Source organism: Burkholderia multivorans ATCC BAA-247 (assembly GCF_000959525.1).
Lineage (GTDB): Bacteria > Pseudomonadota > Gammaproteobacteria > Burkholderiales > Burkholderiaceae > Burkholderia > Burkholderia multivorans.
Genome location: NZ_CP009832.1, coordinates 2024226 through 2036356, shown reverse-complemented (window position 1 = coordinate 2036356; position 12131 = coordinate 2024226). Strand labels below are relative to the sequence as shown.

Genomic DNA, 12131 nt, shown 5'->3' with positions numbered 1-12131 from the left:
GGTTGACGAATAATTTTCACGCCGCGTCGAGCGCGCCCGCGCGCGCCGGATCTTGCCGGTAGTAGCGGGCGAGCAGCCGGTACAGCTCCGGAAATTCGGACTCGAACGCTTGCGGCCGCACGAACAGCGCTTCGCTGCAAACCGCAAAGAACTCGGACGGATGGTCGGCCGCGTACGGATCGATCAGGGAGTCGCGCTCGAAGCGCGCCCAGGCGCGGTCCGGCACGGCGTCGACGCGCGCGCAGAACTGGTCGTATGCGTTGTCGAACACGTCGGCCCAGGTCTGCGCATCGAGGTGCGGCGCATGCCAGCGGCGAAACAGCGGCGGGTAGCCGTCGGCCGCGCCGTTGACCATGTCGATCTTGTGCGCGAATTCGTGGATCACGACGTTGTACGCGTCGCGGCCGTCGGTCATCTGCGCGTCTTCCCACGACAGAATCACGGGGCCGCCTTCCCACGCCTCGCCGCTCGCGTCCTGCTCGACCTCGTGCACGACACCGTCCTCGTCCTGCACGGTCTTGCGGATCACGAACTCGCCCGGATACACCACGACGCCGACCCAGCCGTCGTACAGCGACAGGTCGAGATTCAGCACGGGCAGGCACGCCTGCGCGGCGATCGCGACGATCATCGCGTCGGTCAGCTCGAGCCCGTGCGCCGTGGAGAACGATTTCTTCGCGATGAACAGGCTCGTCAGTTCGCGCAGCCGGCCGAGATCGTCGGGCGACAACGCGTCGAGGAACGGCAGGCGTGCCACGGTGTCGTGCCACAGCGTGTCCGGAATCGGATGGCTGCGCAGCGCGCGATCGCGGCGGCGATCGTCGAGCCAGCGGGTCAGTTTCGAAAGCATGGAGGCAGCGCGCGGAAATCCAAAGCCTGTCTTTTAACTCAATCGATCTCTTTTTGCCATGCCGCGAACACGCCGCCGACGAGCGCGACGCCGGCGAGGAAGTAGAAGCCGTCGAGCGAGGCGAGAAACGACGCCTGCTGCGCGACCATCCGCGCGATCGCCGCGACGGCGAGCCCATGCGCTTCGGTCGCCGCGTGGCCGGCCGCCGCATAACCGTTCGCGAGCGTGTCGAGCGTCTGCCGGAACAGCGGGTCGAACACGTTCGCGCGTTCGACGAGCCGCGTCTGGTGCACCGCGAGCCGATGCTGCTCGACGATCATCACCGACGACGTCGCGAACGTGATCGTCAGCTGCCGCACGATGTTCTTCAGCCGATAGCCGTGCGTATATTCGTCGATCGCGAAGATCCGGAACGTGAGGTTCGCGACCGGCAGCACGATGAACAGCAGCAGCAGACCGCGCAGCAGCAGCGGCACGACGAGCGCGGCCTCGCCGACTTGCGGCGTGAGCCGCGTCATCCATAGCGTCGCGACGATCGCGATCGCGAAGCCCGGCACGACGAACCATTTCTTGTGCGCGACGTGCTTCGCATAGCGCAGGTACGCGAACAGCGCGGTGGCCGAAATCAGCGACATCGTGCCGACGAGCCGCCCGGCGTTTTCGACCGGATAGCCGAGCCCCGATTCGAGAAAGCGCGACGTCAGATAGCTGAAGCCCGTCGACTCGTAGTAATAGAACATGTAGAGCAGCAGGCCGATCTGGAACGTGCGTTCGCGCAGCGCGTGCAGCCGCACGAGCGGCGTCGGGTGATTCCACTGGTGATACGCGAACCAGGCGAGCGCGCCGAGCCCCGCGGCGGTCAGACCGATCAGCATCGGCGAGCCGCTGTACAGCTGGTAGTGCACCTGCTGCATCACGATCTGCAGCGCGCCTTGCGCGAGCGCGAACACGACGTACGGCCAGAAGTGTCCGGAGCCGCGTTCGTCGTCCGGCGTGCGGCCCGAGTCGGGCAGCGTGAGCAGCGCGAGGATCGCGAACGCGATGCCGGCCGGCGCCGTGCACGCGAACAGCGCGCGCCACGTCGAATACGCGACGAACAGCCCGCCGACGATCGGCGCGAGCGCGCTGCCGAGCAGGATCATGATCAGGAACGCGCGCGTGGCGGGCGGCCGCGTCTGCGGCTTGAAGCTGATCTGGATCAGGATCCGGCACGCGCCCATCATCGGGCCGATGAAGTAGCCCTGGAAGCCGCGCGCGAAGGCGAGTTCGAGCGACGTATCGGCGAGCGCGGCCGCGATCGCGCCGAACGAGAACATCAGCATGCAGCCGGCGACGTAGCGGCGATGCCCGAGGCGGTCGACCCACCATTGCTGCTGCAGGATGCCGAGCACGGCCGTGACCGCATACGCGCTCGACGCCCATACGAGTTCGTCCGGCGACGCATTGATGCCGCCCGCGATATAGCTCGCGAAGAACGAGAAGATCGCGTTGTCGAAGTAGTCGAGCCCGGTGACGAGCGCAAGTGCCCAGGGGAACAGGTCCGCGCGCAGGTTCGCGCGGCTCCACAGCGGCGGGCGCCCGGACGTGACGTTCATGCGCGGCCCTTGCCGCGCCGTGCGCCGGCTTCGGCGCGCCGTTGCGCGATCAGTGCATCGGCGTTCTCGCCGGCGAGGCGTCGTTCGACGTAGTCGATGTCGTGCTGCAACTCCTTGCGCAGCGCGACCGCTTCCTTCAGCTCGCGCTGGACGGCCGCGATCCGGCGATCGAGCGTCGCGATCTGCTCGGCGAGCCCTGCGCGGATCTCGCGCAGCGAGGTGTCCGAATAGCGGCGCCGGCCGTCGCCGGTTTCCTCGAGCGGACGCTTGAGCATTTCGGTGATGCCGTGCAGCGAGAAGCCGAGCGCGCGCAATCGCAGGATGCGCGCGAAGCGCTCGAGGTCGGCCTCGTCGTACAGGCGGTAGCGGCCCTCGCTGCGCGACGGCGTGACGAGCCCGCGCTCCTCGTAATACTTCAGCGTGCGCGGCGTGACGCCGAGCCGCGCGGCGGCGTCGCCGACGGTCAGCAGCGGGGTGGAGGCGGCATCGGACATGAGCGAAACGCGGATCGTGACGATCGCGTCATTATAGATCAACCTGTACGTTCACGTTCAGGTTGGCGCGAAAAAACGGCCGCCGGCGCAGGGCGCGGGCGGCCGTCGGGCGCGCAGCGGGGCGCTTAGCCGCCGCGGCGCATCAGATCGAAGAACTCGGAGTTGCTCTTCGTCTGGCGGATCTTGTCGAGCAGGAATTCCATCGCCTCGACTTCGTCCATGTCGTGGATGAACTTGCGCAGCACCCAGATCTTCTGAAGGATGTCCGGCTTGATCAGCATTTCCTCGCGGCGCGTGCCCGACTTGTTCAGGTTGATCGACGGATAGACGCGCTTTTCCGCGAGACGGCGCTCGAGGTGCACTTCCATGTTGCCGGTGCCCTTGAACTCTTCGTAGATGACGTCGTCCATGCGGCTGCCGGTTTCGATCAGCGCGGTGCCGATGATCGTCAGCGAGCCGCCTTCCTCGATGTTGCGCGCCGCGCCGAAGAAGCGCTTCGGACGCTGCAGCGCGTTCGCGTCGACACCGCCCGTCAGCACCTTGCCCGACGCCGGGATCACGGTGTTGTAGGCGCGTGCGAGACGCGTGATCGAGTCGAGCAGGATCACGACGTCATGCTTCATTTCGACGAGACGCTTGGCCTTCTCGATCACCATTTCGGCGACCTGCACGTGACGCGTGGCCGGTTCGTCGAACGTCGACGCGATCACTTCGCCCGCGACCGAGCGCTGCATTTCGGTCACTTCTTCGGGACGCTCGTCGATCAGCAGCACGAACAGGATCACGTCGGGATGGTTCTGCTTGATCGCATGCGCGATGTGCTGAAGCATCACGGTCTTGCCCGACTTCGGCGATGCGACGAGCAGGCCGCGCTGGCCCTTGCCGATCGGCGCGATCATGTCGATGATGCGGCCCGTGACGTTTTCCTCGCCGCGCATTTCGCGCTCGAGCGACAGCGGCTTGTTCGGGTGCAGCGGCGTGAGGTTCTCGAACATGATCTTGTGTTTCGAGGCCTCGGGCGGCTGCCCGTTGACTTTGTCGACCTTCACGAGCGCGAAGTAGCGCTCGCCGTCCTTCGGCGTGCGGACTTCGCCTTCGATCGTGTCGCCGGTGTGCAGGTTGAAGCGGCGGATCTGCGACGGGCTGATGTAGATGTCGTCGGTGCTCGCGAGGTACGACATTTCCGGCGAGCGGAGGAAGCCGAAGCCGTCCGGCAGCACTTCGAGCGTGCCGTCGCCGAAGATCGTCTCTCCCGTCTTGGCGCGCTTTTTGAGAATGGCGAACATCAGCTCCTGCTTGCGCAGGCGGTTCGCGTTTTCGATCTCGAGGCCGTTGGCCATTTCGATCAGTTCGGAGACGTGCAGAGACTTGAGCTCGGATAAATGCATACGGAGAACCCGCCAGGGAGGAGATGCGACGAAAGATATAAAGGGAGGAGGGCGAGCGGAAGCGCTCAGAGACTTAAATGCGTCTTGTAGACGTTTTTTGATTCTAGCATACGCCGATTCGCGCTTGAGCGGCCGATCGGCGGTGCGGCGGCGGACGTGTTGCCGGCTGACAACACGTCCGCGGGACGTGCCGGTATTACAGGTGGCTGTCCAGGAATGCGGTGAGCTGCGACTTCGACAGCGCGCCGACCTTCTGCGCGGCAGCCGCGCCGTTCTTGAACAGGATCAGCGTCGGGATGCCGCGCACGCCGAACTTCGCGGGCGTCGCCTGGTTGTCGTCGACGTTGATCTTCGCGATCTGCAGCTTGTCGCCGTAGTCCTTCGCGACTTCGTCGAGGATCGGGGCGATCATCTTGCACGGACCGCACCATTCGGCCCAGAAGTCGACGAGGACGGGCTTGTCGGATTTGACGACGTCCTGTTCGAACGATGCGTCGCTGATGTGTTTGATCTGTTCGCTCATTGGGTCAATACCTCTTTCGGTTCGGGGACTGCCTGCTTCGCGCGTTGCGGCGCACCGGCCGCCGAAGCAGCCGGCCGCTGCGGCAGGTAGCTCCGCTCTCCGGGAAAGAAGGGCGTAAGCGCTGCATACCGCGGCTCGCGGGTCGTTCGGGCGTCATATTAGCCTAAATTGCTATCCGTTGCGGGCGGCGATAGTAGCCGCTTTGCAAGTAGGGGTACGACGCGCCGTTCGGCCGCTGCAATCGGCAGGTGGAGGCGTGCACGCAAAATACAAGAGCGCACCGCCGCGGCACGACCGGCGCGCCATTTATCCGCCGATTTACGGCGCAGCCGAATAAACGGTCGCATTCGGCGCGCAGCGGTGATAGAATACGCCGTGACGGGCCTCCTCGCATGGTGGGCCGGTGAACCTGGTCAGGTCGGGAACGAAGCAGCCACAGCCGTTTTCCGCCAGTGCCGAGGGTCGGGCTCGTCACCTTCCTCCTCGCCCCGTTCGTCGGGCGTTTTTTGTTTCTGCAATCGATTTTCGTTTCCCCGGTTTTCGCTGTTTCGATTCCGTCAGGCGCAGTCGCGGCCGTGCATCCGGTCGACGCTCGTCCTGAGCATTTCGCCCGTCGCGACGCATGCGTCGTCAGGCGCCGTCATGCACCGCGATTGCCGCAGCGCGCGGCGTTTCGCGTGTCGGCGCGCGGCAGCGTTGCTGATACAATTTCCCGATGACCTATCAAGTTCTCGCACGCAAGTGGCGTCCGAAGGATTTCGCTTCGCTCGTCGGCCAGGAGCACGTCGTCAGGGCGCTCACGCACGCGCTCGACGGCGGGCGTCTTCATCACGCGTATCTGTTCACCGGCACCCGCGGCGTCGGCAAGACGACGCTGTCGCGCATCTTCGCGAAGGCGCTCAACTGTGAAACCGGCGTGACGTCGCAGCCGTGCGGCGTCTGCCGTGCGTGCCGCGAGATCGACGAAGGCCGCTTCGTCGACTACGTCGAAATGGATGCCGCGAGCAATCGCGGCGTCGACGAAATGGCCGCGCTGCTCGAGCGCGCGGTGTACGCGCCGGTCGATGCGCGCTTCAAGGTCTACATGATCGACGAAGTGCACATGCTGACGAACCACGCGTTCAACGCGATGCTGAAGACGCTCGAGGAGCCGCCGCCGCATGTGAAGTTCATCCTCGCGACCACCGATCCGCAGAAGATTCCCGTCACGGTGTTGTCGCGCTGCCTGCAGTTCAATCTGAAGCAGATGCCGGCCGGGCACATCGTGTCGCATCTCGAGCGCATTCTCGGCGAAGAGCGCATCGCGTTCGAGCCGCAGGCGCTGCGTCTGCTCGCGCGTGCGGCGCAGGGCAGCATGCGCGACGCGCTGTCGCTGACCGACCAGGCGATCGCCTATTCGGCCAACGAAGTGACCGAAGCGGCGGTGTCGGGCATGCTCGGCGCGCTCGACCAGACTTACATGGTGCGGCTGCTCGATGCGCTCGCGGCCGGCAGCGGCCCCGAGATTCTCGCGATCGCCGACGAAATGTCGCTGCGCAGCCTGTCGTTCTCGACCGCGCTGCAGGATCTCGCGAGCCTGCTGCACCGGATCGCGTGGGCGCAGTTCGCGCCGGGCTCGGTGCTCGACGAATGGCCGGAAGCGGCCGATCTGCGTCGCTTCGCCGAGCTGCTGAGCCCCGAACAGGTGCAGCTGTTCTATCAGATCGCGACGGTCGGCCGCGCGGAGCTCGGCCTCGCGCCCGACGAATACGCGGGTTTCACGATGACGCTGCTGCGCATGCTCGCGTTCGAGCCGGCCGTCGGTGCCGGCAGCGCGCCGGGCGGTCAGCCGTCCGTGCCGCGCGCCGTACCGGCGCCGCGGGCGGCTGCCGCGGCGGCAGCGCCTGCGGCGAAGCCGGTGTCGGCTGTGCGCCCGCAAACGGCTGCTCCGGCTGCGCCTGCTGCGCGCCCGGCAGCGGTTGCGCCGGCACCGACCGGCGATGCCGCCACGCAGCCGGCCACGCAAGCCGCGCCTGCGCCGCAAGCCACGCCGGTTTCGCCCGTCGCGAAGGTAGCGGACGCCGGCGCGACGCCACAACCCGACGCGAGCGCTCGATCGGACGCGGCGACCGCAGCGACCGACACGCCGGCGGCCGTTCGTGCCGAACCCGCACCGTCTGCCGACGCGCAGCGCAGCACCGAAGCCGAAGTGTCGGCCGCCGAGCCGCGCAACAGCGCGCCGAAACCGCGCGTCGCCGCGCAGCAAGCGCGCGAGCCCGAAGCATCCGCTGCCGCGCCGCGCAATGACGAACCCGCACCGCCGGCCGAACCGACGCCGCGCGCGGCATCCGCAGGGTCGGCCGCGCGCCCGGGCGCCCGTTCGGGCGGCGCGGCCGCCGCGCTCGACGTGTTGCGCAATGCCGGGATGCGCGTGTCGTCCGATCGTTCTCGCGCGGGCGTCGCAGCCAAGCCCGCGGCCGAGCCCGCCGCCGCAAAGCCTGCGCCGGCGCGTCCGGCCGTGCAGGTGCCGACGCCGCGCGCGACCGCGCGCGCCGCGCAGCCGAGCGCCGACACGCGCCATGCGCCGCCGCCGTGGGAAGACATTCCGCCGGACGACTATGTGCCGCTCAGCGCGGACGAAATGTTCGGCGGCCCGCCGGACGACGGCTTCGTGCCGGTGTTCGACAGCGGCCCGGACGACGTGCGCGTCGCGCCGTCGCTCGCCGAAAGCCGGCCGTCGGCGCCGGTCGACACGCGTCCGTTGCCGCCCGCGATCGCGCTCGACGCGATCGGCTTCGACGGCGAATGGCCGACGCTCGCCGCACGATTGCCGCTGAAGGGCGTCGCATATCAGCTCGCGTTCAACAGCGAACTGACGGCTGTCGACGCGACGTCGCTGAAGCTGTCGGTGCCCGTCCCGCAGTACGCGGACGCCGCACAGGTCGCGAAGCTGAAGGCCGCGCTTGCCGATGCACTCGGCAAGCCGGTCGAGGTGGCGGTCGAGGTCGGCCCCGCGCGCCGCACGGCGGCGGCGCTCGACGCGGCCGCACGCGCGGCGCGTCAGCGCGAGGCCGAACAGGAGATTCACGCCGATCCGTTCGTCCAGCAACTCGTGCGCGACTTCGGCGCGCGCATCGTCGAAGGCTCCGTGCGTCCGCTCGCCGATTCGGCGCCGGACGGCGGTGCGCCGACGCTGCATTGAACGGATTGCGCCGCGGCAGGCACAATCCCGCCCCAGCACATTGGCCGGCACGCGCCGCGTGCCGGTTTTCACACGATCGAGAAGGAGTATTCCCATGTTGAAAGGCAACCTCGCCGGACTGATGAAGCAAGCGCAGCAAATGCAGGAGAACATGAAGAAGATGCAGGAGCAGCTTGCGCAGATTGAAGTCGAAGGGCAGTCGGGCGCCGGCCTCGTCAAGGTGACGATGACGTGCCGCAACGAAGTGCGTCGCGTGTCGATCGATCCGAGCCTGCTCGCGGACGACAAGGACATGCTCGAGGATCTCGTCGCGGCCGCGTTCAACGATGCGGTGCGCAAGGCCGAGGCGACGTCGCAGGAAAAGATGAGCGGGATGACGTCGGGCCTGCCGCTGCCGCCGGGCTTCAAGCTGCCGTTCTGAACGCCGCGTTCGTCTCGACGTCTGCCGCCGTATGAAACAACCGTCCGCCCTGTCCGCGCTCGTCGAAGCGCTGCGTGCGCTGCCCGGCGTCGGGCCGAAGTCCGCGCAGCGCATGGCGTACCACCTGATGCAGCACGATCGGGAGGGCGCGGAGCGGCTCGGCCGGTCGCTGCTGTTCGCGACCGAGCATCTGCGGCACTGCGATAAATGCAACACGTTCACCGAAGCGCAGATCTGCGAGGTCTGCAGCGACGAGGAGCGCGACCCGACGCTGCTGTGCGTCGTCGAAACGCCTGCCGATCAAATCATGCTCGAGCAGACGATGACCTATCGCGGCCTGTACTTCGTGCTGATGGGGCGGCTCAGCCCGCTCGACGGCATCGGCCCGAAGGAAATCCACTTCGACCGGCTCGTGCGCCGCGCATCCGACGGCATCGTCAAGGAAGTCGTGCTCGCGACGAACTTCACGAACGAAGGCGAAGCCACCGCGCATTACCTCGGCCAGACGCTGAAGGCGCGCGGGCTCGCGGTCACGCGCCTCGCGCGCGGCGTGCCGGTCGGCGGCGAGCTCGAATACGTCGACGCGGGCACGATCGCCCGCGCGATGCTCGACCGCCGCACGATGTAATTTTCGGCGCCGCCAGCCGGCGGCGCCGTTCCTCATGTCAGGGAGACACATGAGCGCCAGCCAGGGCCCGCTCGCGGGCGTCAAAGTGCTCGAATTCGGAACGCTGATCGCCGGGCCGTTCGCGTCGCGGCTGTTCGCCGAGTTCGGCGCCGAAGTCATCAAGATCGAAGACCCGAAAGGCGGCGATCCGCTGCGCAAGTGGCGCAAGCTCCATCCGGAGCAGGGCGGCACGTCGCTGTGGTGGGCCGTGCAGGCGCGCAACAAGAAATCGGTCACGCTGAACTTGAAATCGGACGCCGGCAAGACGATCGCGCGCCAGCTCGCACGCGAAGCCGACATCGTGATCGAGAACTTCCGTCCGGGCCTGCTCGAAAAGCTCGGCCTCGGCTACGACGTGCTGTCGGCCGAGAATCCGGGCCTCGTGATGGTGCGCCTGTCCGGCTACGGGCAGACCGGCCCGTATCGCGACCGCCCGGGCTTCGGCGCGATCGCCGAATCGATGGGCGGGCTGCGCCACATCACCGGCTATCCCGACCTGCCGCCGCCGCGCATCGGCATCTCGATCGGCGATTCGATCGCCGCGCTGCACGGCGTGATCGGCGCGCTGATGGCGCTGCATCACCGCAAGGTGAACGGCGGCGCGGGGCAGGTCGTCGACGTCGCGCTATATGAAGCGGTGTTCAACATGATGGAAAGCGTCGTGCCGGAGTACGGCGTGTACGGGATGGTGCGCGAGCGCACCGGCGCGTCGCTGCCGGGCATCGTGCCGTCGAACACGTACGCGTGCCGCGACGGCAGCATTGTGATCGGCGGCAACAGCGATCCGATCTTCAAGCGGCTGATGAAGGCGATCGACCGCGACGATCTCGCGGACGATCCGGCGCTCGCGCAGAACGACGGGCGCGTGCCGCGCACGCAGGAAATCGACGACGCGATCGCCGCATGGCTCGCACCGCGCACGATCGACGAGGCGCTCGAGGTGTTGCACGCCGCCGACGTGCCGGCCGGGCGCATCTATAGCGTCGCCGACATGTTCACCGATCCGCAGTTCGCCGCACGCCAGATGATCCAGCACTTCAAGCTCGCCGACGGTACCGACATCCCGCTGCCCAACGTGACGCCGAAGCTGTCCGACACGCCGGGCGAAACGCGCTGGCCCGGCCCGGCGCTGGGCGAGCATACGGACGAGGTGCTGCGCGGCCTCGGCTACGACGCGCAGGCCATCGCGGCGCTGCGCGACGCCGGCGCCATCTGAGCGCAAATGCGGCCGCGCGATGCGGCCGTGCACCGCGCACGCATGTGCCCGGCTGCCGTCGGACTGTCGCTCGCGCGCCATCTTTCCTCGGTTACAATCGCCGGATGCGAATCCTACTCAGCAACGACGACGGCTATCTCGCCCCGGGTCTTGCCGCGCTCAACGACGCGCTGCAACCGCTGGCCGAACTCACGGTGATCGCGCCCGAGCAGAACTGCAGCGGCGCATCGAACTCGCTGACGCTGTCGCGGCCGCTGTCCGTGCAGCGCGCGGCGAGTACGGGTTTCTTCTACGTGAACGGCACGCCGACCGACTCGGTGCACGTCGCGCTGACGGGAATGATAGACGCGCGGCCCGACCTCGTCGTGTCGGGCATCAACAACGGCCAGAACATGGGCGAAGACACGCTCTACTCGGGCACGGTCGCTGCCGCCACCGAGGGCATCATGTTCGGCGTGCCGGCGATCGCGTTTTCACTGGCCGACAAGGGCTGGGCCCATCTCGCAGACGCCGCGCGCGTCGCGGCCGAGATCGTCGCGCACTACCTCGCGCATCCGCTGCCGGGCCACCCGCTGCTGAACGTCAACATCCCGAACCTGCCGTACGACGAGCTGAAGGGCTGGAAGGTGACGCGCCTCGGCAAGCGTCATCCGTCGCAGCCGGTGATCCGCCAGGCCGATCCGCGCGGCGAGCCGATTTACTGGATCGGCGCGGCGGGCGACGCGATGGACGCGAGCGAAGGCACCGATTTCCACGCGATCGCCAACGGTTTCGTGTCGATCACGCCGCTGCAGCTCGATCTCACGCACACGCAGATGCTGCCCGCGACGCGCGAATGGGCGCGCGCCGGAGGGCGGGCTTCATGAGCGGCGAGCGCGCGAAGCGGTTCCCGCTCGCGCTCGAAGATCTCAAGCGAGCGCCACGCAAATCCGACGGGCGGCCCGGCGAACGCCATGCGCTTGCCGCGTCGAAGTCCGCCGACGGTCCGGTCGCCGTGCCGAAGCCCGGCACGGCGCGCGGCGTGCCGGCCGGCCTCGCCGCCGCGAAGCCCGCGACGGCGCCGAAGGCCACCGCACCGAAGCCGACGCTGCCGAAGCCTGCCGCACCGCGGCCGATCGCACCGAGCGCGGCGCCGGCCGGCGCGTTCGCGCTCACCTCGGAACGCGTGCGCGAGCGCATGGTCGAACGGCTGCGTGCGAACGGCGTCGCCGACGCGCGCGTGCTGGCGGCGATGGCGGCGGTGCCGCGCCACCTGTTCGTGGATCCCGGCCTCGCGACGCAGGCCTACGAGGATTCCGCGCTGCCGATCGGCCACCAGCAGACCATTTCGAAGCCGTCGGTCGTCGCGCGCATGATCGAGCTCGCGATGGCCGGCCGCTCCCTCGAGCGCGTCCTCGAAATCGGCACCGGCTGCGGCTATCAGGCCGCGGTGCTGAGCCACGTGGCGCGCGACGTGTATTCGATTGAACGCATCAAGCCGCTGTACGAGCGCGCGAAGCTGAACCTGAGGCCGCTGCGCGTGCCGAACATCCGTCTGCACTACGGCGACGGGCGTGTCGGCCTGCCGTCCGCCGCCCCGTTCGATGCGATCGTGATCGCAGCCGCGGGGCTCGACGTGCCGCAGGCGCTGCTCGAGCAGCTCGCGATCGGCGGGCGCCTCATCGCGCCGGTCGGTGCGCAGAGCGGGCAGCCGCAGGTCCTCACGCTCGTCGAGCGCGTCGCGCACGCGCAGTGGCGGGAGTCTCGGCTTGATCGCGTTTTCTTTGTCCCTTTAAAATCCGGAGTGATTTGAAACC

Annotated in this window: 11 protein-coding genes and 1 other RNA gene; 7 read left to right on the top strand and 5 right to left on the bottom strand. The window is 67.8% G+C overall.

The annotated features are described in order from the left end of the window. Positions 1-16: 16 nt before the first annotated feature. From NP80_RS21820 to trxA, 5 genes are all read right to left on the bottom strand, one after another. On the bottom strand, positions 17-850 hold the full coding sequence (locus NP80_RS21820) for a M90 family metallopeptidase (RefSeq protein ID WP_006409107.1): 834 nt from the start codon (positions 848-850) through the stop codon (positions 17-19). Positions 851-888: 38 nt separating this feature from the next. Further along, positions 889-2445, bottom strand: a complete 1557-nt coding sequence (locus tag NP80_RS21815) for an MFS transporter (RefSeq protein WP_006409101.1) — start codon at positions 2443-2445, stop codon at positions 889-891. Continuing rightward, positions 2442-2939, bottom strand: coding sequence for a MerR family transcriptional regulator (locus NP80_RS21810; RefSeq protein WP_035945932.1), 498 nt, complete (start codon positions 2937-2939; stop codon positions 2442-2444). The genes NP80_RS21815 and NP80_RS21810 overlap by 4 nt, the downstream gene beginning before the upstream one ends. Positions 2940-3064: 125 nt before the next feature. Next, positions 3065-4327, bottom strand: a complete 1263-nt coding sequence (gene rho / locus NP80_RS21805; RefSeq protein ID WP_006402347.1) for a transcription termination factor Rho — start codon at positions 4325-4327, stop codon at positions 3065-3067. 196 nt (positions 4328-4523) lie between these two features. After that, positions 4524-4850, bottom strand: coding sequence for a thioredoxin TrxA (gene trxA / locus NP80_RS21800; protein ID WP_006402348.1), 327 nt, complete (start codon positions 4848-4850; stop codon positions 4524-4526). A 377-nt stretch (positions 4851-5227) separates the two neighbouring features. Here trxA and ffs point away from each other — a divergent pair. From ffs to NP80_RS21770, 7 genes are all read left to right on the top strand, one after another. Then, an RNA gene (gene ffs / locus NP80_RS30155) (signal recognition particle sRNA small type) lies at positions 5228-5326 on the top strand. 239 nt (positions 5327-5565) lie between these two features. Continuing rightward, positions 5566-8031: a DNA polymerase III subunit gamma/tau gene (locus NP80_RS21795; protein WP_045594141.1), complete on the top strand. Its 2466-nt coding sequence runs from the start codon at positions 5566-5568 to the stop codon at positions 8029-8031. A 94-nt stretch (positions 8032-8125) separates the two neighbouring features. Then, a complete protein-coding gene (locus NP80_RS21790; protein ID WP_006399891.1) occupies positions 8126-8452 on the top strand; it encodes a YbaB/EbfC family nucleoid-associated protein in 327 nt (108 codons plus the stop codon). A 31-nt stretch (positions 8453-8483) separates the two neighbouring features. After that, positions 8484-9080 carry a recombination mediator RecR gene (gene recR, locus NP80_RS21785; RefSeq protein WP_006399892.1) on the top strand — a complete coding sequence of 199 codons (597 nt, stop codon included), beginning with the start codon at positions 8484-8486 and terminating at the stop codon, positions 9078-9080. A 49-nt stretch (positions 9081-9129) separates the two neighbouring features. Further along, entirely contained in the window at positions 9130-10335 is a 1206-nt protein-coding gene (locus NP80_RS21780; protein ID WP_006412016.1) for a CaiB/BaiF CoA transferase family protein, read from the top strand. A gap of 104 nt (positions 10336-10439) precedes the next feature. Further along, on the top strand, positions 10440-11201 hold the full coding sequence (surE, locus tag NP80_RS21775; protein WP_006412019.1) for a 5'/3'-nucleotidase SurE: 762 nt from the start codon (positions 10440-10442) through the stop codon (positions 11199-11201). Further along, entirely contained in the window at positions 11198-12127 is a 930-nt protein-coding gene (locus tag NP80_RS21770) for a protein-L-isoaspartate(D-aspartate) O-methyltransferase (protein WP_045594354.1), read from the top strand. Before surE ends, NP80_RS21770 begins: the two co-directional genes overlap by 4 nt. Positions 12128-12131 lie beyond the last annotated feature (4 nt).